This window comes from Burkholderia seminalis DSM 23518 (assembly GCF_902832885.1).
Taxonomy (GTDB): domain Bacteria; phylum Pseudomonadota; class Gammaproteobacteria; order Burkholderiales; family Burkholderiaceae; genus Burkholderia; species Burkholderia seminalis.
The window spans coordinates 566,075-586,733 of the sequence record NZ_CADFDK010000002.1 but is presented as its reverse complement, the minus strand read 5'-3'; the positions used below and the strand labels follow the sequence as shown (position 1 = coordinate 586,733).

Sequence of the window (20,659 nt, the reverse complement as noted above, 5' to 3'; positions counted from 1 at the left end):
CCGCTCGCGCCTGATTACGATGCAGGTATTCCCCATGATTTCCATCAGCAACGTTTCGAAGTGGTACGGCCAGTTTCAGGTTCTCACCGACTGCACGACCGAGGTCAAGAAAGGCGAAGTGGTCGTCGTGTGCGGCCCGTCGGGCTCGGGCAAGTCGACGCTGATCAAGACCGTCAACGGCCTCGAGCCGTTTCAGCAGGGCGAGATCCTCGTGAACGGCCAGTCGGTCGGCGACAGGAAGACGAACCTGTCGAAGCTGCGCTCGAAGGTCGGGATGGTGTTCCAGCATTTCGAGCTGTTCCCGCATCTGTCGATCACCGAGAACCTGACGCTCGCGCAGGTCAAGGTGCTCGGCCGCGGCAAGGACGAAGCGACCGAGAAGGGCATGAAGCTGCTCGAGCGCGTCGGCCTGAAGGCGCATGCACACAAGTTCCCGGGGCAGCTGTCGGGCGGCCAGCAGCAGCGTGTCGCGATCGCGCGCGCGCTGTCGATGGACCCGATCGCGATGCTGTTCGACGAACCGACGTCCGCGCTCGATCCCGAGATGATCAACGAAGTGCTCGACGTGATGGTCGAACTCGCGCAGGAAGGGATGACGATGATGGTCGTCACGCACGAGATGGGCTTCGCGAAGAAGGTCGCGCATCGCGTGATCTTCATGGACAAGGGCGCGATCGTCGAGGACGACCGCAAGGACGATTTCTTCTCGAATCCGAAATCGGAACGCGCGAAGGACTTCCTCGCGAAGATCCTGCACTGAACGATGCCGCGGTGCGTCGTGCCGGACGACGCGCCGCCCCCCTGCCCTTCCGGTCGCCCGCTCCACATCCGCCTTTCCGATGAGACGACTTCCCTCCTTCAACGCGCTGCAGATATTCGACATCGTCGCCCGACACGGCAGCTTCACGCGCGCCGCCGAGCAGCTGTGCCTGACGCAGGGGGCGGTGAGCCGGCAAATCCTCGCGCTGGAGGCGTTCTACCAGTTCCCGCTGTTCAAGCGCACGCCGAAGGGCCTGACGCTGACGGCGGAAGGCGAATTGCTGTTGCCGACGGTGCGTGAAAGCTTTGCGCGCATCGAAGAGGTGTCGATGCGCCTGTCGCGCCGACGCACCGAGCTCGCGCTGAAGGTGCCGACCTGCGTGATGCAGTGGATGCTGCCGCGGATCATGCGGTTTCAGTCCGAGCACCCCGAGCTCCAGGTGCAGATCACGACGACCTGGGGTCATCACGTCGATTTCCGCATGGAACCGTTCGATGCCGCGGTGATCTACGCTCCCGGCGCCGGCCCCGACATGCATGCGATTCCGCTGTTCGAAGAGCGGCTCACGCCCGTATGCGCGCCGGACCTGCTGGAGCGGCAACCGCTCGCGAGCGTCGACGACCTGACCCACCATACGCTGCTGCATCCGACGCGCGATCACCGGGACTGGAAACACTGGCTCGACCATGCGGGCGCACCGCACGTCGACTCGACGCGCGGACTGAGCTTCGAGACGCTCGACCTCGCGACACATGCGGCGCTCGACGGTTACGGCGTCGCGATGGGCGACCGGACGCTCGTCGACGAAAGCGTCGCGGCGCACCGGCTCGTGACTCCGTTCGACGTGTCGCTGCCGACCGGGATGGGCTACTACTTCGTGTATCCGGGCGGGGCCGAACAGCAGTACAAGATCCAGCTGTTCGGCGACTGGATCGCGGGCGAACGCGAGCGCCAGACCTCGGCATTCAACCAGCCGGCGTGAGCCGGCCGGCCGCGCGCAGGCCGGCGCGCGCCGCGATTTCATGGGGAACCACGCCGTCGATTCGTGTCCGCACGGCCAATGTTCATTTATTGAAAAGACGGCCCAATCACGCAAACAGACGACACTTCACTCCGCGTGCCGTGCGGTTACCACCTTGTTTTCATGTTCAGCCTGCCATTGGCGAGGACCGAACACGGCCGGCGCGGCGCCATCCGGTCAGCCGATCTCCCGCAACGTCCCCAGCAGCACCTTGCGGCAGCTCGAGATCATCTGCGCCTCCGGATCGCGATACCCGGTGAGCAGCCACGCCGCGCCCACGTTCGTCATCGCCCCCACCAGCGCGAGCCCGATCAGCCGCTGCTCGGTGCGCTCCGCGGGCGTCCCGGCCTCGCCCGGCGCGCCGATCGCCATGATCAGCTTGCCGAAGTCGATCAGCATGCGCTGGTAGGTCATGTCGGTATCCGCGCTCACGCCCATCACCTCGAGCAGCAGCACGCGCGCCGCGCACGGGTCGCGCAGGAACGCGAAGAACGCGGCGAGCCCCGCGTCGACGCGCTCGCGCAGCTCGCCGCCGCGCGCGGCCACCGCCTGCGCGACCGCATCGTGCAGTTGCTGCGCGTGGTGCAGGTAGGTGCAGCGCAGCAGATCCTCGGTACTGTCGAACGCCGCGTAGAAATAGCGGTCGTTCAGCTTCGCTTCCTGGCAGATCGACCGCACGGTCGCCTTGCGGAACCCGACCGTGCCGAACACGCGCGTCGCCGCGCCGATCAACGCGCCGCGCCGCTCGGCGGCCCGTACCTCGGGCGCCACGCCGCCATACGACCGGCCCCGTTTTTCCGTTTCGAGTGCTTTCTCCATTCCGCTATTTGACATCAGGACACCCGAAAACTAAAGTGGTGACGACCAACACCACAATAGACGCGCCGCCGACGCAGCGCAAGCGGAACGGGAGGAACGACGGATGAAGGGGTTTTCCGGGAAGGTTGCCGCGATCACGGGCGCCGGTTCGGGCATGGGCCGCAGCCTCGCGGTCGAGCTCGCGCGGCGCGGCTGCGAGGTCGCGCTCGCCGACGTCAACGAAACCGGGCTCGCCGGCACGGCGGCCGCCTGCGCGCGGCACGGCGTGCGCGTGAGCACGCGGCGGCTCGACGTCGCCGACCGCGACGCGGTGTTCGCATGGGCCGATTGCGTGCGCGCCGAGCACGGCAAGGTCAACCTGGTCTTCAACAACGCGGGCGTATCGCTGGCCGCCAGCGCCGAGACGGCGCGACTCGCCGATCTCGAATGGATCGTCGGCATCAACTTCTGGGGCGTCGTGCACGGCACGCAGGCGTTCCTGCCGCACCTGCGCGCGTCGGGCGACGGGCACGTCGTCAACACGTCGAGCCTGTTCGGGCTCGTCGCGATGCCGACGCAAAGCGCGTACAACGCCACCAAGTTCGCGGTGCGCGGCTTCACCGAGGCGCTGCGGATGGAGCTCGAACTCGACGGCGCGCCGGTGAGCGCGACCTGCGTGCATCCGGGCGGCGTCGCGACCGGCATCGTCGACGCGGGCCGCGTCGATACCAGCATCCACGCACTGACGGGCCAGGACGAAGCAACCCATCGCCGCCAGGCGAACCGGCTGATCAACGCAACGACGGCCGACGATGCCGCGCGGCAGATCCTCGCGGGCGTCGAACGCAATGCGCGCCGCGTGCTCGTCGGCGCCGACGCGCGCCGGCTCGACCGGATCGCGCGCCTGCTCGGTGCCGGTTACCAGTGGCTGATGCTGCGCCATGTGCGCCGCGCCCGCGCACGCAACCTCGAACGCGCCCACGCTCCGGCCGCGCTCCCGACCACGCCGACCAAGGACCCCGCATGACCTCGACGACGACCGACCGGCGCGACGCGCCGTCCGCCCCCGGCGCCCGCCGCGACGGCAACGACCTCGACGTGCTGATCGTCGGCGCCGGCCTGTCCGGCATCGGCGCCGCGTATCACCTGAAGCAGCGCTGCCCGTACGCGAGCGTGGCCATCGTCGAAGCGCGCGACGCGATCGGCGGCACCTGGGACCTGTTCCGCTATCCGGGCGTCCGTTCGGATTCCGACATGTTCACGCTCGGCTACAGCTTCCGCCCGTGGCACAGCGACAAGGCGATCTCGGACGGCCAGACGATCCTCGACTACATCCGCGACACCGCGCGGGCCCACGGCATCGACAAGACGATCCGCTACGGCCAGAAGGTCGTCGCGGCCGACTGGGATTCGAACCGCGCGCGCTGGACGGTACGCATCGAGCGCACGCAGGACGGCGCGACCGACACGCTCGTGTATACCTGCCGCTTCCTCTTCATGTGCAGCGGCTACTACGACTACGACGCCGGCTACCTGCCCGACTGGGCCGGCATGGACACGTTCGAGGGCGAGCTCGTGCATCCGCAGCACTGGCCGAAGGACCTGTCGTACGCGAACCGGCGCGTGGTCGTGATCGGCAGCGGCGCGACGGCCGTCACGCTCGTGCCGTCGATGGCGGCCGATGCGCAGCACGTGACGATGCTGCAGCGCTCGCCGACCTACATCGTGTCGCTGCCCGCCCGCGACAAGATCGCGAACGCACTGCGCCGCGTGCTGCCGTCGCGGCTCGCCCACCGGCTCGTGCGCGTGAAGAACGTGCTGCTGACGATTTACCTGTACAACGTATCGCGCCGCAAGCCCGAGCAGACGAAGAAGTTCATCATCCGCGCGGCCGGCAAGCAGCTCGGCCCCGACTTCGACGTCGCGAAGCACCTGACGCCGCGCTACATGCCGTGGGACCAGCGCGTGTGCCTCGTGCCGAACGGCGACCTGTTCAAGGCGATCCGCGCGGGCCGCGCGTCGATCGTCACCGACGAGATCGAGCGCTTCACGCCGACCGGCCTCAAGCTCAAGAGCGGCCAGCAGCTCGACGCGGACGTGATCGTCACGGCCACCGGGCTGAAGGTGAAGATGCTCGGCGGCGCGCGCGTCACGGTCGACGGCCGCGCGGTCGACCTGCCGGAAACCGTGTCGTACAAGGGGATGATGTACAGCGACGTGCCGAACCTCGCGTCGTCGTTCGGCTACACGAACGCGTCGTGGACGCTGAAGGCCGAGCTGATCGCGCGCTACGTGTGCCGGCTGCTCAACCACATGCGCGCGAACGACTACGACACGTGCGTGCCGCGGCTCGGCGCCGGCGAGCTCGGCGACGTGCCGGCCGTCAACCTGAGCTCGGGCTACATCCAGCGCGCGGCCGGCATCCTGCCAAAGCAGGGCCATCACAAGCCGTGGAAATTCCACCAGAACTACGTGCGCGATCTCGCATCGCTGAAGTTCAGCGCGCTCGCCGATTCGGCGATGCATTTCGAACGCCGCGCGAAAGCCGGCACGGCTGCCACGGCGCCGGTTGCCGAACCCGCACTCGAACCCCGTTGAGGCCGACATGACCCCCGTGCTCCATCTGATCCAGAACGTGCTGCTCGGCGTCGTCGCGGTACTCGCCGCGCTCGCGCTGTTCACCGCTTACGTGGCCCGCCGCGTGACGCGCGCGTTTCCGCCCGAAGGCCGCTTCGTCGACATCGGCGGCGACCGCATCCATTACGTCGAATACGGCAACGGGCCGCCGATCGTGTTCGTCCACGGGCTCGCGGGGCAGTTGCGCAACTTCGCGTACCTGCCGCTTGCGCGGCTCGCGCAGCGGCATCGCGTGATCCTCCTCGACCGGCCGGGCGCCGGCCGGTCGTTGCGCGGCGCGGGCTCGCAGGCGAACGTGTTCGCCCAGGCCCGCACGGTCGCCGCGTTCATCGACGCGCTGCGGCTCGACAAGCCCGTGCTGGTCGGCCATTCGCTCGGCGGCGCGATCGCGCTCGCGGTCGGCCTCAACCACGCGGACCGCGTGAGCCGGCTCGCGCTGATCGCGCCGCTGTCGCACGAGCAAACCGAGCCGCCGGGGCCGTTCAAGCCGCTGATGCTGCCGTCGCCGCTCGTGCGCCGCTTCGTGTCGTGGACTTTCGCGATCCCGCTGACGATCCTGACCGGCCGCAAGGCCGTGCGCCAGGTGTTTGCGCCGGAAGCGGTGCCGCGCGACTTTCCGGTCAAGGGCGGCGGCCTGCTCGGGATGCGCCCGCACGTGTTCTACGCGACGGCGACGGACCTGCTGTCGGCGCCGGTCGACCTGCCCGCGATGGAGCGCCGCTACGCGGATCTCGCGCTGCCGGTCGACGTGCTGTACGGCCGCGCCGATCCGATCCTGAACTGGCGCGAGCACGGCGAAGCGCTCGCGAAGAAATCGGCGCGCGTGCGGCTGAAGGTCGTCGACGGCGGACACATGCTGCCGGTCACGATTCCCGATGCAACGGCCGACTGGCTGCTCGACGTGGCCGCCGCGCCCGCCGAGGTGCCGGCCGAGGTGCCGGCGCAAGCGGCACGGCGCATCGCGTAACGACGAAGCCCGGCCTGATGCCGTGCCGCGCGGCGGACGCTGGCGCGGAATCAGGCCTCGTCGTCGGGGATCGGCAACCCGAGATCCGATATCACCTCGCGCGCGGTCCGGAACGCCTCGACCGCGGCCGGTGCGCCGGCGTACAGCGCGCTGTGCAGCAACACCTCGCGGATTTCGACGAGGCTCGCGCCGTTGTTGAGCGCGCCGCGAATATGCCCCTTCAGTTCCGTGCTGCGGCCGAGCGCCGCCAGCATCGCGCACGTGCACAGGCTGCGCGTCTTCAGGTCGATCCCGCCCCGTTGCCACGTGCTGCCCCACGCGTGCTCGTTCAGCCAGTTCTGCAACGGGCGCGAAAACCCGTCGAGATCGCGCATCGCGCGCTCGACGAACGCCTCGCCCATCACGTCGATCCGCCGCGCCTTGCCGTCTTCCCTGTCCTGTTCGCTCATGTCGGTGTCCTGGTTGGAGTCGCGGCCGCTTCGGCGTCGCCGGCGGCCGCGGGGTGTCGTGTCATGTTCGGGGGCCGGACGCGTTTCGTCAAAGACAGGGCCCTCGGTCGGGCGCCGCCCGCGTGACGCGGTGCCGAACGCTACGTAACATCCCGCCGCGCGTTACGTCTGCTTACGGGAACATCACGACGGACACGGCGGCCCCCCTTGCGCGGCCGATGCGCGAAAACGCCGTTACTCCGTTTAAATCGCGCAGATATTCCCGATTCCTGCAACAAAGCGCGGCACCGTTTCGCGAAAGCTGTCGTGGCTCGGAATTTGCAGAGGAGGCTTGGACACACTTCCAATGTCGAGGCCAACATGCACACACTCTTCAAGAAGACGACGGTAACGATGGCCGTCTCCTCGCTGCTCGCGCTGTACGGCTGCGGTTCGGTCGACGGACCGACGACCCCGCCGACGATCAAGCCCAGCACGTCGGGGACGAGCGGCAGTTCGGGGACTTCGGGGACTTCGGGCGGCGGTAGTTCCGGGACTTCCGGTAGTTCCGGCACGTCGGGTAGCTCGGGGACTTCCGGTACGTCGTCGGGGACTTCGGGTACCTCGGGCACCTCCGGCACGTCAGGCACCTCCGGTACGTCAGGCACTTCCGGCACCTCGGGTACTTCCGGCACCTCGGGCACTTCCGGCACCTCGGGCACTTCCGGCACCTCCGGCACTTCCGGCACCTCGGGCACTTCCGGCACCTCAGGCACTTCCGGTACCTCGGGCACTTCCGGTACCTCGGGCACTTCCGGTACCTCGGGCACTTCCGGTACTTCGGGCACTTCCGGTACTTCGGGCACTTCCGGCACGTCGGGCACTTCCGGCACGTCGGGCACTTCCGGTACCTCGGGTACCTCGGGCACTTCCGGCACCTCGGGCACTTCCGGTACCTCGGGCACCTCCGGTACCTCCGGTACCTCGGGTACTTCCGGTACCTCGGGCACCTCGGGTACTTCCGGCACCTCGGGCACTTCCGGCACCTCGGGCACTTCCGGCACGTCGGGTACTTCCGGCACGTCGGGTACTTCCGGCACCTCGGGTACTTCCGGCACCTCGGGCACCTCCGGCACGTCGGGTACTTCCGGCACCTCGGGCACCTCCGGCACGTCGGGTACTTCCGGTACCTCGGGCACCTCCGGCACGTCGGGTACTTCCGGCACCTCGGGCACCTCCGGCACCTCGGGCACCTCGGGCACCTCGGGCACCTCGGGCACCTCGGGCACCTCCGGCACCTCCGGCACCTCGGGCACCTCGGGCACCTCGGGCACCTCCGGCACCTCCGGCACCTCGGGTACTTCCGGCACCTCCGGCTCCGGCGTCACCCCGCTGGGCAATGTCCTGCAGAAATCCGGCAACCTCGTGACGGCGCTCGGCACGACGGTCGCGACCGGCGGCAGTCAGATCGGCGGCGTGCAGATCCCCGGCACGAACCCGACGACGGCCACCAGTGTCGGCAACGCGGTCACGAGCCTCGGCAACGGCGTGCAGGCACTCGGCAACGGCGTCGCGGCCGGCCTCGGCTCGATCGGCGTGTCGGCGAATCCGCTCGGGCCGACGCTGACGTCGACCACCGGCCTGCTGACCGGCGCCGGCGGCGCGGTCAACAACCTCGGCAACGCGGTGAAGAGCCTCGGCTCGGGCCCGCTGTCGCCGCTGTCGCCCGTGACGACGCTCGTCGGCGATCTCGTCAACACCGTCGGCGGTGCCGTCAACTCGACCGCATCGGGCCTCAACACGGCGCTGAACAGCTCGCCGGTCCAGCAGCTCGAGACCCAGCTCGGCAAGGTGATCAACCCGATCACGAACACGCTGACCGGCGGCGTCACGACGCCGGGCGCCACGCAGACGCTCGGCGGCGTGACGCTGCTCGGCACGCCGCTCAACGGCCTGCTGAGCACGCTCGGCAACGGCCTCGCGCTCGCGGGCTCGAAGGTCGGCGGCGCGACCGACAACCCGGTCGGCGCGGCACTCGGCGGCGTCGTCACGCAGCTCGGCAACACGGTGACGTCGACCGGCGGCCTCGTCCACGACAACAACGCGGGCAGCTCCAGCAGCGGCTCGGGCGGCAGCAACCCGCTCGCCCCGATCACGGGCCTGCTCGGCACGTTGACGGGCGGGCTCGGCGGCGGCAGCTCGAGCGGTTCGGGCGGCACCAGCGGCACGAGCAGCGGCGGCCCGCTCGGCCCCGTCACCGGCCTGCTCGGCTCGCTGACCGGCGCCCTCGGCGGGATCGGTTCGAGCGGCACGGGCGGCACGAGCGGGACCGGCGGCACCAGCGGCACCGGTGGCGCGGGCCTGGGCGGCCTGCTGGCGCCGGTCACGAACCTCGTCAATTCGCTGACCCCGCTCGGCGCGAGCCTCACGGGCACGGTCACGACGCCGGGCGGCAACGTGACGGGCACCCTCGGCGGCCTGCTGTCGAGCGGCCCGGTCGGCACGCTGACGGGTGCGCTGACGACGCCGGCCGGTGCGGCCGGCGCCACCGGCACGGTCAGCCCCGGCGGCGCGGCCGGCACGGTGACGACGCCGGCCGGCAGCGGCTCCGTGGTCGGCGGCCTGACCGGCAGCTCGAACGGGGGCGCCGCGGGCGGTGCCGGCAACCTGCTGTCGCCGGTGACCAACCTGCTCGGCGGTCTGCTGGGCGGCGGCACCAAGAAGTAAGAAGCAAGCGTCGACGTTTCACCCATCAGAACCACAGGCCAATGGCCGGGCGCGCATCGATACCAAGCCCGGCCGACGGCCGGCGTCACCCGCCAAGCGGGGGCGCCGGCCCTCATCCCCACGAGGATCCGATCATGAATTCCACGCTCGACGGCATCGTCGCCGCCCAGGACCGCCCACCGCGCTCCGCCACGCCCTTCCGCGCCGGCCTGCTCGGCATCACGGCGGGACTCTTCGCGCTGTGGATCACGCGCGACCATCCGACGCTCGACGCGGCCACGCGCGGGGTCATCGCCAGCCTCGCGATCATCGGCACGATCGCGCTGCACGAACTCTTCATCTCGCGCGTCTACCTGCGCCCGAGCGCGGGGCTGTCGCGGCAGGCCGTGCGGCCCCTGAGCATCGCGCGCGTCGCGACGCGGCTCGGCGCGCTGACGTCGATCTACGCGGGCATCGGCGTGATCTACTGGCTGCTGCCCGAATACCACGGCGCGTTCTACCTGCCGTTCTGGTCGCTGCTGCGCTCGCTCGCGCCGTACGTGATCGTCGCCGCACCGTTCTACTTCGCGTGGATGGACCGTCACCAGCGCGAGACCGACGACGCGTACCTGCTGTGGGGCCGCTTCCTGTTCCGCCGCGAGCAGCCCGCGAGCTGGAAGCCGGTGCGCGAGATGCTCGCCGGCTGGGGCGTGAAGGCATTCTTCCTGCCGCTGATGACCGTCTACCTGTCGAAGGACGCCGATCACCTGAGCGCGTCGCTCGCGAACGCGATGCACGCGCCGATGACGATCGCGACCTTCGTGTTCATGTACGACCTGTCGTTCACGATGGACCTGATGTTCGGCACGGTCGGCTACCTGTGCACGTTCCGCATCCTCGACAGCCACGTGCGCACCGTCGAGCCGACGACGCTCGGCTGGGTGGCCGCGCTGATCTGCTACCAGCCGTTCTGGTCGCTGATCTCGAACAACTACATCCGCTACGAAGGCTCGGTGTTCTGGGACAACTGGCTGCTGTCGGCGCCGACGCTGCGCGTGATCTGGGGCACGGTGATCATCCTGCTGCTGCTGACTTACGCGCTGTGCACGATTTCGTTCGGGCTGCGTTTCTCGAATCTCACCAACCGCGGGATCATCACGTCGGGCCCGTACCGCTTCACCAAGCATCCGGCGTACATCACGAAGAACCTGTCGTACTGGATGGTGTCGGTGCCGTTCGTCGAACCGCTCGGCTGGCAGGTCGGGCTCATGCACTGCGCCGGGCTCGTCGCGGTCAACCTGATCTACTACACGCGCGCGAAGACGGAAGAGCGCCACCTGATGCGCGACCCCGACTATCGCGCGTATGCCGAATGGATCGCGCAGCATGGGTTGTTCGCGCGGGTACGGCAGGCGTTCGGGGGGCGGCAGGTGGCGTGATGCATCGATCGGCTACCGGGCGGCGACGCCCGGCAGCCTGCGGCCCATTGTCGCGAAACAACGTCTTTCTCCGCTTTTCATCGCCTTTTTCCGCCCGTCCGATTGCCCGCCTCCGGCACCTCGCGTATGGTGCTGGCCGTCCGCGCACGATCCGTCGCCCGGACACCCGACCGTCGTCCCGCACGACGGCCGTGCGGGCCGTGCCCGCCGCTCACCGTCTCCGCGATGCCGCCCGCCGGCGCCGCGCATTCATGAGGAAAGAGGCGTGATCCACAAAGTCCTGATCCTGTTCGCACTCTGCATCGCGGGCCTCGCCGCGATCGCCGCCGGTTTCCAGCACATCCCCAGCTGATTCGCGGCCCCGGCTCGCTCCGCCGAGCCCGGGGGCCGCACCCGCTCCTGTTCCCTTTTGCGATGAACCCCTTTCTCGAACCGCCCGGGACGGGCGACCTTTGCCATGCGTATCGACGTACAGCATTCCCAGCACGACATCGACGACGAACTCGACACACTCCATGAGCGCCTCCACCAGCCGGGCCATCGCCTGCACGGCCTGCCGGCCGTTACGCTCGGCCGCTCGGGCCTGATCGTCCGCCACCGCGAAGCGGACGGCGAATACTTCCTGTATGTCGAGGATCCGGCCTCGCGCCAGCTCGCCGGCTACACGGTATTCAACCGTCTTCCGGAAATCCCCCGCCGCGCCGATCGCTACCTGCGCGCGCCGCACACACGGCTGCGCGGCTCGGCGCAACGCAACGGCCTCGCGACGACGCTGTACCGCTGGGGGCTCGACGCGGGCCTGTGCCTGATCAGCGGCGCGCGCCAGTCGGTCGGCGCCGCGCGGCTGTGGACGGCGCTCGCGCAGGATTACCGTCACGGCTTCGTCGATGTCGAGGGCCGCGCGCTGCGCTATCTCGGCGAAGCCGTCGCCGACGAGGTGCACGGCGCACTGCATACACGCCGGCTGCTGCTCGGCAACGGATGGACGATGACGGAATTCGCCCGGGCGGCCGGGATGAGCGACGCGGAACCGGATGGGCATGATCCCGCGGCGGTTTTCAATGCGGCGCCGCGAGCCGCGCGCATTGGCAACGCACGCCACGCCACCCGCACGCCGATGCGATAATCGGTCCGGCCCGCTCAACGCGGCCGCACACCGCGCGCCAACCGACACGCCCCTCGATGACCACCCATCCCCGAACCGACACCGACCGTCCCATCGACATCGTCGCGCTGTGCGGCAACCTCCGCGCGCAGTCGTACAACGCCGCGCTGCTCGATGCGGCCGCACTCGTCGCGCCGCCCGGCATGCGCATCGCGCGCTTCGATCAGCTCGGCGAATTCCCGTTGTTCAATCCCGATGCCGAATCTCCGTCGCCGGCCGCCGTGCGCGACCTGATCGATCGCCTGAACGCCGCCGACGGCGTGCTGATCGCAAGCCCGGAATACGCGCACGGCATCACCGGCGTGATGAAGAACGCGCTGGACTGGGTCGTGGGATGCGAGGCGGTCGTGTACAAACCGGTCGCGGTGTTGAATGCGTCGCCGCGCGCGACGCATGCGGACGCGGCGCTGCGCGAAACGCTGTCGGTGATGTCCGCACGCATCGTCGAGCGCGCGTCGATCGCGCTGCCGATCCTCGGCAGCCAGCTCGATGCGGCGGGCATCGCCGCGCATCCACCGTTCGCGGCGGCACTGGCCGAAGCGCTGCACGCACTCGGCACCGCGATTTCGGAAGGCGAGTCAACGCACTGACACCGCGCATTCGGTGAAATTCACCGTAGTCCGAAACAATTGGACGTTGCGCCCGTCGACGGACGCAACGTCCGGCCCGGATCATCGTCCCCGATAGATCGGCCGGTCGGCGGTGATCGAGCCCGATTCACTCGTTGCCGTTTCCGCCATCCCGTATCCGCTGGTATCGGCCGTCGACGCACCGGTCGAGCCGATCTTCGTCAACGCTTCAGCCAGCCGTGCCGGGTAATGCGGATCTTCGCCGGTCTGGCGGTATCCGGCCGCGTGCAGTGCGGCCAGTTCGGCGGTAACCCCGGCACGCGTCACGGTGGATTCCGGCGCGGCCCATACGGAAACGGAAGCGGCTGCGGCAACCGTCGCAAGAACATACAGAGCAAGCTTGTTCATTTGAACTCTCCTTGGCATCGACGATGTTGTCGACGGAGAGTGAGTCGCTCCACGCGGGCAAAGATGACACACGCCGACGGAAAAAATGGTTCGCCGTGTCGCGACACGGCCGTCACGCGGCTTGCCCGACCGAATCGGCGTGTTCAACGGAAAACCGGCCCGCTGTCAGATTTCACCGGCTCGCGCGACTACAGGGACGTAGCCGTGCGCCACCCTCTGTTCACGCTCAAAGGGTCCGATATGAAAACCGGAATCGGAATACTGATCGCGTCGCATCTCGCGACGGGCCTCGTGGCATTCGCCGCGGGCATCTACGTGCTGCCGATCCTGACGGCATCGGAAGGCGCGAGCGCCGTCGAACTGCAAGTGGCCGCGGAAAACGCACGCCATACCGGCCGCTTCGAACGCGGCCTGCCGGGCAGCGATGCGCTGCACTGGGCGGACGGCAAGCTGACGGTCACCGATACGTCGATCGCGTTCGAAGGCGACATCGCACCGGGGCCCGACTACAAGATCTATCTCGTGCCGGAATTCGTCGATACCAAGGCATCGTTCCTCGCGATCAAGGCGCGTGCCGCGCGCGTGGGCGACCTGAGGACATTCGGCAATTTCGTCGTGCCGCTGCCCGACGACGTGAATCCGGCGCAATACACGTCCGTCGTGATCTGGTGCGAACGCTTTTCGAAATTCATCAGCGCAGCGCGGTATCAACACGCGGCGGCCTCGGGCCGGCTGTCGATGTAACCGCCCCCCGCCGCGGCGGTGCGCGCCAGTGCGCTAGCGGCTCTTGCTCCGCGTGGACTTCTTCACCACCTTCGCGCGCGGCGCTTCCTTCTCGGGTTGCGCGCCGCCGCCGGCGAGATCCTCGAGCCACGCGAGCGCATCGACGTACGACAGGAACTGCTGCAGGTATTCCGGCGACAATTCGCGCATCGTTGCCAGCGACCGGTGCACGAGACTGTTCGAATTGAGCGGCCCCGCGTTGCGCGGCACCTGGTCGAGCGACTGGCGGTATTGCTGCTCCGTGCGGACTTTCGACCACATCGTGCGGAAGTAGTCGACCAGTTCGGGATCGAGCCCGCGCCGGTCGGCCTGCGCATCGCGCGCGAGCCGGTCGACGAGCGCCGCGAGCGCGCCACGCCGGGGCGCAACCGGTGCCGCGTCATCCGTGGCGCGCGTTTCCTCCGCCCGCGCGACGACTGCCGAATAGTCTTCGATCAACGCCGCCAGCCGCGCGTCGAGCAATGCACGCGCGTTTCCGCCGAGCGCGGCCGCACGCCGTTCGAGCGCGTCGATCCGGTGGAAGCGGACGGGATCGAGCCGGTCGGCGCCCTGCTCGCGCCATGCGTCGAGCGTCGCGCGGACGTGCGTCGCGTCGTCCGTCACTTCGCCTTCCCTCCGTTCGATGCCGATTTGCGCGGCACCGGCGCGATCTCCACGCGGCGGTTCTTCGCGCGGCCTTCATCGTCCGCATTCGAGCTGACCGGCTGCTCCGAGCCGAATGCGGCGGCAAACACCGACGATGCCGGCACGCCGGCGTCGATCAGCGCACGCGTGACCGTCAACGCGCGCTTGGCCGACAGTTCCCAGTTGTCCGCGAACAGGCGGTTACCGGCGTGCACCTGCTGATCGTCCGCGAAGCCGCTGATCATCAGGATCTCGTCGCGCGTCTTCAGGTACGCGGCCAGCGGTGCGGCCAGCGACTTCAGCAGGTCGCGGCCCGCCGGCTGCAACTGGTCGGAATTCAGCGCGAACAGCACGCTGCCGCTGATGCCGATGCGCCCGTTCACGAGCGTCACGCGGCCGGCCGCGAGCGGCCCGGCGAGCGCCTGTTCGAGCGACTTGCGCTGCTGCGCCTCGAGCTGGCGCGCCCGCACGGCTTCCTCGAGCTTCGACGTCAACTGAAGCTGCATGCCGATCACGCCGACGAGGATCAGCACGAACGCGCCGAGCAGCACCGACATCAGGTCGGCGAACGCGGGCCAAACCGGCGCCGATTGCGCGCCGCCGTCGATTTCGTCGTGCATGCGTTACGCTCCGACGGGCGCGCGCCGGCCGGCGAGCTGCTGCAGGTCTTCGACGATCTGCTTCTGCGACATCATGCTCAGGTCGATCACCTCACGCGCCTGCGCGACGTAGTACTCGAGCTGCTCGTCGCTGCGCGCGAGCGACTTCTCGAGGGCGGCCTCGATGCGCTGCAGGTGGGTCAGCAGCTTGTCGTTCGATTCGCCGAACACCTGCACGGCCATCCCGAACGCATCGCCGAGGCTCGCCACCTCGACGGCGCCGGCCGTGACCTGCGCGGCCACCGAGTCGAGCTTGCGCGTTTCGGCATCGACGGCATCGTTGAAGCGTGCGCCGACGCGATCGAGCAGGTCGGCCGACGTGCTGACGAGCGCGTCGATCGCGGCGCGCTGTTCGGTCGACGCGTGGTTGACCGCGCCGAGCAGCGTTTCGAGCGTCGCGAGCAGGCGGCTGCGCTCCTCGAGCGTCGCGGTATCGCGCACCATGCTGTCGGACAGGCGCTGGCGCAGCTCGGCGACGACGTCGGCCGCGGCCTTCGGCGCCTCCGACGCGGCCTGCACGAGGCGCGCGATCTCGTTGATCGTGTCGCTCGCGTGCACCTGTGCCTGCGCGGTGATGTCGTTCGCGGTGCGGGCCAGCGTGTCGCAGATGTCCTGCTGGCGCGTCGCGGCTTGCGCGCTCGTCTGCGCCCATTCGTCGCGCAGTGCCGCCGCCATCGCGGCGAGCGAATCGTTCCAGGCGGACAGGCGAGCTTCGTCGCGTGCGGCGAGCTGCGATTGCAGACCGGCGTGCGACTCACGGATCGTCGTCAGCAGATCGTTCGAGCGTTGTTCGAACGTCGACGCCTGCGTGGCGAGCTCACGCGTCGTTTGCGCGAGCGCGTCGCAGATTTCCTGCTGGCGGCCGGCGCTGTGCACGCCCGCACGCTGCCATTCGTCGCCGAGCTTCGCGGCCATCGCGGCCAGCGAGTCGTTCCACGCCGACAGACGCTCTTCGTCGCGTGTGGCCAGTTGCGATTGAAGGCCCGTGTGCGACTCGCGGATCGTCGTCAGCAAGTCGTTCGAGCGTTGTTCGAACGTCGACGCCTGCGTGGCGAGCTCACGCGTCGTTTGTGCGAGCGCGTCGCAGATTTCCTGCTGGCGGCCGGCGCTGTGCACGCCCGCACGTTGCCATTCGTCGCCGAGCTTCGCGGCCATCGCGGCCAGCGAGTCGTTCCACGCCGACAGACGCTCTTCGTCGCGTGCGGCCAGTTGCGATTGAAGGCCCGTGTGCGACTCGCGGATCGTCGTCAGCAAATCGTTCGAGCGTTGTTCGAACGTCGACGCCTGTGCGGTGAGGTCACGCGTCGTTTGCGCGAGTGCATCGCAGATTTCCTGCTGGCGGCCGGCGCTGTGCACACCCGCACGCTGCCATTCGTCGCCAAGCTTCGCGGCCATCGCGGCCAGCGAGTCGTTCCACGCCGACAGACGCTCTTCGTCGCGCGCAGCCAGTTGCGATTGAAGGCCCGTGTGCGACTCGCGGATCGTCGTCAGCAAGTCGTTCGAGCGTTGTTCGAACGTCGAGGCCTGTGCGGTGAGCTCGCGCGTCGTTTGCGCGAGCGCGTCGCAGATTTCCTGCTGGCGGCCTGCGCTGTGCACACCCGCACGCTGCCATTCGTCGCCGAGCTTCGCGGCCATCGCGGCCAGCGAATCGTTCCACGCCGACAGACGTTCTTCGTCGCGTGCGGCCAGTTGCGATTGCAGCCCGGCGTGCGACTCGCGCATCGCGGCGAGCGCCGCGCCCGAATGGCGCTCGAACGTCGCGGCGGCTTCGCCCAGCGCACGCGCATGCTGGCCGGCCAGCGTCTCGCCGACCTGCTCCTGGCGCGCCAGCGCATCGCGCCACGCATCCGACAGACGGCTTTCGGTGGATTCGAGGCGCGTCGCGACGCTGTCGAGCAGGTCCGACGTGCGCTGCGCGAAGGTATCGGTGAACTGGCCGAGCGTCGTCTGCAACTGACGCGCGACGGCGTCGCCCGCCTGACGTTGTTCGTCGATCGCGCGGTTCCAGACGGCCGTCACGTTGCCGGTGGTCTTCTCGAAGCCGTCCGTCAATCCGTCAAGCTGACGCTGCACGGCGCCCGTCACGGTGTCGCGCAACGCGGCCATCTCCTGCGCGAGCCCCGTCATCGTCGCGGCGACGACCGGCTGCAACGCGGCGCCGGCCACGCGTGCGCTTTCGGCGGCGCTTTCCTTCAGCGCGTCGCCGACGTTCGATGCAAGGCCCGCATACGCGCGCTCGGTCCGGTCGAAAAATGCCTGCTGGTTTTCGAGCTGGCGATCGTGCAGCGCGACGCTGCGCGCTTCGAGCGTCGTCATCATCGTCTGCAGACGGTCGACCAGCGCCGGCATCACGTCGGCCTGGCGCTGCAGCAACCGGAACGATTCGTCGCGCTGATGCGCGGACGAATGCACGCGCAGCGTCGTCGCGATCTTCGCGTCGAGCTGCTGGGCCGCGTCGATCCGCTCACGGCGCACGAGCGCGGACAGCAAGCCGAGCATCGCGGAGGTCGCGACGCCGGCGATCGACGTGCCGAATGCGAACCCGAGGCCCTTCACCGGCGCGATCAGCGATGCGCGGATCGCGTCGAGATCGGTCGCGCTTTCGAGCGCGGCGCCCGTGCCCTTCAGCGTGACGACCATGCCGAGCAACGTGCCGAGCATGCCGAGCAGCACGAGCAGGCCGACGAGGTACGGCGTGAGCGCCGGGCCCGGCAGCGCGACGCGCGCGCCTTCGACACGCGCACGCACCGCGCCGCGCAGGCCCGGGTGCAGCGTGTCGAGCCACGTGTCGAGCTTCGCGGGCGGCTCGGCCAGGCCGGCCACCGCGCGCGACAGCGTGGCGGTCGCCTGGCGGTAGCGCAGCAGTTCCCAGGCGCCGGCGACGTAGCACGCGCCGATCAGCAGCGTGACGGCCGACGCCAGCGGGTTCGACGCGACATAGCCGGCACCGATCCAGCCCACAGCGAGCAGACCGGCGACGAAGACAACGAGATCAAGGCGAATTCTGGACATAGCGTGTTGATTAGCAGGTGCGAAGGGCCGCGAGCAGCCCGTCTACCGTTTGAAACCGGACTTCGAGTTCGGCAAGCAGGATGCTTTGCATCTCGTCGCGAAACGTATCGAGCCATGTGCCGGGCACGATCGCCGCGACGGCCGTGGTGCCGGCCGCCGCGCCGTCATCGGCCGATCCGGCCGGGTCGGCGGCAGCAGCAGCAGCAGCAGCGGATTCGGCGTCGGCCAGCGCCTGCCGTTCCGCGTCGCGCAACCGCGCGAAACGCGTGCCGAGCAGCGCGGGCACGGCCGACAGCAGGCTGCGCTCGCGCGCGCCGAGCACGCGCTCCATGATCGTGTCGAGCGTCGCGAGCCGCGCCATCCCGGACGAGCGCGCGGCGAGCGCGACCCGCAGGCGGCCGCGCAACTGGCCGATCGCGGTCTCCATATCCTGTTGCAGCGTCAGGTAACGCTGGCGGAAGTCCGCGAAATCGGCCGTATCGGCGGCCGGCGGCGGCAGGTCGCCGGGCCGGCGCCGCGCACGCGGCCGGTGGGTGGCCGTGATCGCCTGCGCGAGGTCGTGGCGCACGCGCGCGCAGTCGCGTTCCGCATCGTAGCCGCGCACGCCGGCCGCGACGCCCGGCGGGCTCGCGTTCAGCGCGGACGACAGCGTGATCGCGTCGGTCCAGCCGAGCCATTGGCTCAGCCGGTCGGACAACGTCTGCCGGGATTCCGCGACGTCGGCATCGGCCAGGCGCGCGAGCAGCCGGACGAGCGTCGGACCGCTCAGCGCCGGGCGCGGAGGTGCTTGCACCATGCTGCAAACCGTCAAAAAAGGCAGCAGTTTACACGCCGCCGGGAGGTCGACCGTCAGAATCGGGGAGGCGGCGCCCGTCGGCGCGCCGCGCGGCACGCGCGAACGCCCGCCACGCAAGGCTCGGCGGGCGGCGGAGGGCTCCGGGAGGCAAGTCGGCGGCGGCCCGGCGCGCGGCCGCGTCACGAGAAAAGGCAGGCGTTTCCGGCGACCCGATGCGCATTCGCGCGCCGGCCCCGGCGGTTCGCTCCGGCGGCCCGGCCGACGCATGGCCGGCCGCCGTGCGATGCGGATCGCGAATGAAAGGTCAGATCCCTGCTTTCGGCGCGTTCAGGATCAGCCGCAGCCCGAGCAGCGTGATCGCGCCGGCCGCGATGCGGTCGATCCACTTCTTCGCGCGCAGGTAGAGCTCGCGCGGCCGGCGCGTCGAGAAGCACAGCGCGACGAGCGTGTACCAGCCGAATTCGACGGCGAACACGAGCGGCGGCAGCGCGAGATAGCACCACAGCGGCGGATGCTGCGGGAGCAGCGCCGCGAAGATGCTGCCGTACCAGATTGCCGTCTTCGGGTTGCTGAGCTGGGTCGTCAGGCCCGTCAGGAACGACTTGCGCGCGCTGCCGCCGGCCAGCGCCTGCGGATCGTCCATCGCGATCGGCCGGTCGGCGCCGCGCCAGATCTTCGACGCCATGTAGATCAGGTACGCGCCGCCCGCGACCTTGAGGCCCACGTACAGCCATTCGACGGCCTGCAGCAGCGTGTAGAGCCCAGCCAGCGCGACGCCGCCGAACACGATGCCGCCGATACCCATGCCGAGCGCGGTGGCCAGCCCGTCGCGACGCGACAGCCCGATCGAATTGCGGGCCACCAGCACGAAACTCGGGCCCGGAATCATCGCACCGAGAAACAACGCGGCCAGGATGGCGAGTACGGCAGCCGATGCAGTCATCGAAGTCTCCTTGTTCAACGACGCCGTTTCGCCAGCGCCGGCGTGTCGTTTCCGACGGTCGAGCCGCCGATTCTGGCACGCTTCGCGCATGATCGAAAGCGGCTGCACGCTGCTATGCTGGCCCTCTTTACCGTCATCCCGCCCCGCCGCCATGATCGAGATCCGCGCTCCCCGTTGCGTTCAATTCGATGCCGGGCACCGAATTTCCCTAGCGCGCGCAGCAACCGCGCGACCGGTAACCCTTTCCGCCTTTTGATCCGACCTCCCGCCATGCGTGCTCTCCGCCTCGCTACCCTGATGCTCCCGCTGCTCGCGGGCCTGCCGGCCGCCGCCCGCGCCGCCGATGTGCCGAAGTCGATCGCCGCGCAACTGCCGCCCGGCTACCAGCCGCTGCTCGCGCAAGCCGGGCCGGATCTCGACCACGGGCGGCACAGCGTGCTCGTCGTCGTGCATCGCGCGGTCGATACGCGCGAACACCCGTCGCCGCGCCCGCTGCTGATCTACGAGGAGCAGGCCGACCACACCTACCGGCTCGCCGCGCGCAACGACGTGGTCGTGCTGCGCGCGAACGACGGCGGCCAGTGCGACCCGTTCGATCCCGAAGACGCCGCCGACAACGGCTTGTCGGTGAAGGGCCGCTATTTCACCGTGCAGAACTTCGTCGCGTGCGGGCAGCACTGGACCGACTACATCACGTTCCGCTACGACCCCCGTACGCGCGGCTGGCTGTTCTCGAACCAGATCGTCACCGAATCGTTCCCGCTCGACGACCAGCCTGACCGCGTCACCGTCACGCGCGCCGACACGCACCGGCCGGTGTCGTTCGGCCAGTGGAAGCGCAAGGACTGACGCGGGCGCACGCCAACAGGACTACCATAGGCGCTCGCCGTCGCGCGACCGTGCGCCGGCATCGCACGCGGCTCGCCCGCACGCGTTCCCTCGTC

The 20,659-nt window shown here is 69.3% G+C and carries 19 protein-coding genes; 11 read left to right on the top strand and 8 right to left on the bottom strand.

Annotation, left to right across the window (positions count from 1 at the left end):
- Positions 1-34: 34 nt before the first annotated feature.
- Positions 35-760, top strand: a complete 726-nt coding sequence (locus tag HWX00_RS09150; protein WP_069245851.1) for an amino acid ABC transporter ATP-binding protein — start codon at positions 35-37, stop codon at positions 758-760.
- 79 nt (positions 761-839) lie between these two features.
- Complete coding sequence (locus tag HWX00_RS09145) at positions 840-1,742, top strand: LysR substrate-binding domain-containing protein (RefSeq protein WP_124671348.1); 903 nt, start codon at positions 840-842, stop codon at positions 1,740-1,742.
- A gap of 216 nt (positions 1,743-1,958) precedes the next feature.
- Here the strand turns inward: HWX00_RS09145 and HWX00_RS09140 are convergent, their stop codons facing one another.
- Positions 1,959-2,600 (bottom strand): TetR/AcrR family transcriptional regulator, encoded by a 642-nt coding sequence (locus HWX00_RS09140; protein ID WP_226103882.1) that lies wholly within the window; start codon positions 2,598-2,600, stop codon positions 1,959-1,961.
- A gap of 103 nt (positions 2,601-2,703) precedes the next feature.
- Here HWX00_RS09140 and HWX00_RS09135 point away from each other — a divergent pair, with 103 nt between their 5' ends.
- Genes HWX00_RS09135 through HWX00_RS09125 form a run of 3 tightly spaced genes read left to right on the top strand, consistent with a single transcriptional unit; the run spans position 2,704 to position 6,183 of the window.
- Entirely contained in the window at positions 2,704-3,606 is a 903-nt protein-coding gene (locus HWX00_RS09135; protein ID WP_034188266.1) for an SDR family NAD(P)-dependent oxidoreductase, read from the top strand.
- Entirely contained in the window at positions 3,603-5,177 is a 1,575-nt protein-coding gene (locus HWX00_RS09130; RefSeq protein ID WP_175028456.1) for a flavin-containing monooxygenase, read from the top strand. Before HWX00_RS09135 ends, HWX00_RS09130 begins: the two co-directional genes overlap by 4 nt.
- 7 nt (positions 5,178-5,184) lie before the next feature.
- The gene (locus HWX00_RS09125) at positions 5,185-6,183 is read left to right on the top strand and encodes an alpha/beta fold hydrolase (RefSeq protein WP_124610212.1); all 999 of its coding nucleotides are present in this window, start codon (positions 5,185-5,187) and stop codon (positions 6,181-6,183) included.
- Positions 6,184-6,233: 50 nt separating this feature from the next.
- On the opposite strand, the gene HWX00_RS09120 is transcribed toward HWX00_RS09125, so the two are convergent.
- The gene (locus tag HWX00_RS09120; protein ID WP_034188269.1) at positions 6,234-6,632 is read right to left on the bottom strand and encodes a carboxymuconolactone decarboxylase family protein; all 399 of its coding nucleotides are present in this window, start codon (positions 6,630-6,632) and stop codon (positions 6,234-6,236) included.
- A 360-nt stretch (positions 6,633-6,992) separates the two neighbouring features.
- Here HWX00_RS09120 and HWX00_RS09115 point away from each other — a divergent pair, with 360 nt between their 5' ends.
- From HWX00_RS09115 to HWX00_RS09100, 4 genes are all read left to right on the top strand, one after another.
- Positions 6,993-9,338, top strand: a complete 2,346-nt coding sequence (locus tag HWX00_RS09115; RefSeq protein WP_175028457.1) for a collagen-like triple helix repeat-containing protein — start codon at positions 6,993-6,995, stop codon at positions 9,336-9,338.
- A gap of 134 nt (positions 9,339-9,472) precedes the next feature.
- A complete protein-coding gene (locus HWX00_RS09110; protein WP_049032935.1) occupies positions 9,473-10,756 on the top strand; it encodes an isoprenylcysteine carboxylmethyltransferase family protein in 1,284 nt (427 codons plus the stop codon).
- 457 nt (positions 10,757-11,213) lie between these two features.
- Positions 11,214-11,882: a histone acetyltransferase gene (locus HWX00_RS09105; protein ID WP_226193651.1), complete on the top strand. Its 669-nt coding sequence runs from the start codon at positions 11,214-11,216 to the stop codon at positions 11,880-11,882.
- 56 nt (positions 11,883-11,938) lie between these two features.
- Positions 11,939-12,511: an NADPH-dependent FMN reductase gene (locus HWX00_RS09100; protein WP_175028458.1), complete on the top strand. Its 573-nt coding sequence runs from the start codon at positions 11,939-11,941 to the stop codon at positions 12,509-12,511.
- 81 nt (positions 12,512-12,592) lie between these two features.
- Here HWX00_RS09100 and HWX00_RS09095 read toward each other — a convergent pair whose 3' ends face one another.
- Entirely contained in the window at positions 12,593-12,898 is a 306-nt protein-coding gene (locus HWX00_RS09095) for a DUF4148 domain-containing protein (RefSeq protein ID WP_049032932.1), read from the bottom strand.
- A 240-nt stretch (positions 12,899-13,138) separates the two neighbouring features.
- Between HWX00_RS09095 and HWX00_RS09090 the strand changes: the two genes are divergently transcribed.
- A complete protein-coding gene (locus HWX00_RS09090; RefSeq protein WP_034188276.1) occupies positions 13,139-13,642 on the top strand; it encodes a DM13 domain-containing protein in 504 nt (167 codons plus the stop codon).
- Between the two features lie 33 nt (positions 13,643-13,675).
- Here HWX00_RS09090 and HWX00_RS09085 read toward each other — a convergent pair whose 3' ends face one another.
- The 5 genes from HWX00_RS09085 to HWX00_RS09065 form a co-directional block, all read right to left on the bottom strand.
- Complete coding sequence (locus tag HWX00_RS09085; RefSeq protein ID WP_175028459.1) at positions 13,676-14,284, bottom strand: DUF2894 domain-containing protein; 609 nt, start codon at positions 14,282-14,284, stop codon at positions 13,676-13,678.
- The gene (locus HWX00_RS09080) at positions 14,281-14,925 is read right to left on the bottom strand and encodes an OmpA family protein (RefSeq protein WP_049032929.1); all 645 of its coding nucleotides are present in this window, start codon (positions 14,923-14,925) and stop codon (positions 14,281-14,283) included. Before HWX00_RS09080 ends, HWX00_RS09085 begins: the two co-directional genes overlap by 4 nt.
- A 3-nt stretch (positions 14,926-14,928) precedes the next feature.
- Positions 14,929-17,976, bottom strand: coding sequence for a DUF802 domain-containing protein (locus tag HWX00_RS09075; protein WP_175028460.1), 3,048 nt, complete (start codon positions 17,974-17,976; stop codon positions 14,929-14,931).
- Between the two features lie 10 nt (positions 17,977-17,986).
- Positions 17,987-18,772 carry a DUF3348 domain-containing protein gene (locus HWX00_RS09070; RefSeq protein WP_175028461.1) on the bottom strand — a complete coding sequence of 262 codons (786 nt, stop codon included), beginning with the start codon at positions 18,770-18,772 and terminating at the stop codon, positions 17,987-17,989.
- A 304-nt stretch (positions 18,773-19,076) separates the two neighbouring features.
- Positions 19,077-19,715, bottom strand: coding sequence for a LysE family translocator (locus HWX00_RS09065; RefSeq protein ID WP_175028462.1), 639 nt, complete (start codon positions 19,713-19,715; stop codon positions 19,077-19,079).
- 270 nt (positions 19,716-19,985) lie between these two features.
- On the opposite strand from HWX00_RS09065, the gene HWX00_RS09060 reads away from it, so the two are divergent.
- Positions 19,986-20,564 carry a hypothetical protein gene (locus tag HWX00_RS09060; protein ID WP_175028463.1) on the top strand — a complete coding sequence of 193 codons (579 nt, stop codon included), beginning with the start codon at positions 19,986-19,988 and terminating at the stop codon, positions 20,562-20,564.
- The last annotated feature ends 95 nt before the right edge of the window (positions 20,565-20,659 follow it).

What these genes read in the sequence shown, in the direction of transcription:
- HWX00_RS09150 (WP_069245851.1), top strand. Translation starts at nt 35, where the DNA reads ATGATTTCCATCAGCAACGTTTCGAAGTGGTACGGCCAGTTTCAGGTT.
- HWX00_RS09145 (WP_124671348.1), top strand. Translation starts at nt 840, where the DNA reads ATGAGACGACTTCCCTCCTTCAACGCGCTGCAGATATTCGACATCGTC.
- HWX00_RS09140 (WP_226103882.1), bottom strand. Translation starts at nt 2,600, where the DNA reads ATGGAGAAAGCACTCGAAACGGAAAAACGGGGCCGGTCGTATGGCGGC.
- HWX00_RS09135 (WP_034188266.1), top strand. Translation starts at nt 2,704, where the DNA reads ATGAAGGGGTTTTCCGGGAAGGTTGCCGCGATCACGGGCGCCGGTTCG.
- HWX00_RS09130 (WP_175028456.1), top strand. Translation starts at nt 3,603, where the DNA reads ATGACCTCGACGACGACCGACCGGCGCGACGCGCCGTCCGCCCCCGGC.
- HWX00_RS09125 (WP_124610212.1), top strand. Translation starts at nt 5,185, where the DNA reads ATGACCCCCGTGCTCCATCTGATCCAGAACGTGCTGCTCGGCGTCGTC.
- HWX00_RS09120 (WP_034188269.1), bottom strand. Translation starts at nt 6,632, where the DNA reads ATGAGCGAACAGGACAGGGAAGACGGCAAGGCGCGGCGGATCGACGTG.
- HWX00_RS09115 (WP_175028457.1), top strand. Translation starts at nt 6,993, where the DNA reads ATGCACACACTCTTCAAGAAGACGACGGTAACGATGGCCGTCTCCTCG.
- HWX00_RS09110 (WP_049032935.1), top strand. Translation starts at nt 9,473, where the DNA reads ATGAATTCCACGCTCGACGGCATCGTCGCCGCCCAGGACCGCCCACCG.
- HWX00_RS09105 (WP_226193651.1), top strand. Translation starts at nt 11,214, where the DNA reads ATGCGTATCGACGTACAGCATTCCCAGCACGACATCGACGACGAACTC.
- HWX00_RS09100 (WP_175028458.1), top strand. Translation starts at nt 11,939, where the DNA reads ATGACCACCCATCCCCGAACCGACACCGACCGTCCCATCGACATCGTC.
- HWX00_RS09095 (WP_049032932.1), bottom strand. Translation starts at nt 12,898, where the DNA reads ATGAACAAGCTTGCTCTGTATGTTCTTGCGACGGTTGCCGCAGCCGCT.
- HWX00_RS09090 (WP_034188276.1), top strand. Translation starts at nt 13,139, where the DNA reads ATGAAAACCGGAATCGGAATACTGATCGCGTCGCATCTCGCGACGGGC.
- HWX00_RS09080 (WP_049032929.1), bottom strand. Translation starts at nt 14,925, where the DNA reads ATGCACGACGAAATCGACGGCGGCGCGCAATCGGCGCCGGTTTGGCCC.
- HWX00_RS09075 (WP_175028460.1), bottom strand. Translation starts at nt 17,976, where the DNA reads ATGTCCAGAATTCGCCTTGATCTCGTTGTCTTCGTCGCCGGTCTGCTC.
- HWX00_RS09070 (WP_175028461.1), bottom strand. Translation starts at nt 18,772, where the DNA reads ATGGTGCAAGCACCTCCGCGCCCGGCGCTGAGCGGTCCGACGCTCGTC.
- HWX00_RS09065 (WP_175028462.1), bottom strand. Translation starts at nt 19,715, where the DNA reads ATGACTGCATCGGCTGCCGTACTCGCCATCCTGGCCGCGTTGTTTCTC.
- HWX00_RS09060 (WP_175028463.1), top strand. Translation starts at nt 19,986, where the DNA reads ATGCGTGCTCTCCGCCTCGCTACCCTGATGCTCCCGCTGCTCGCGGGC.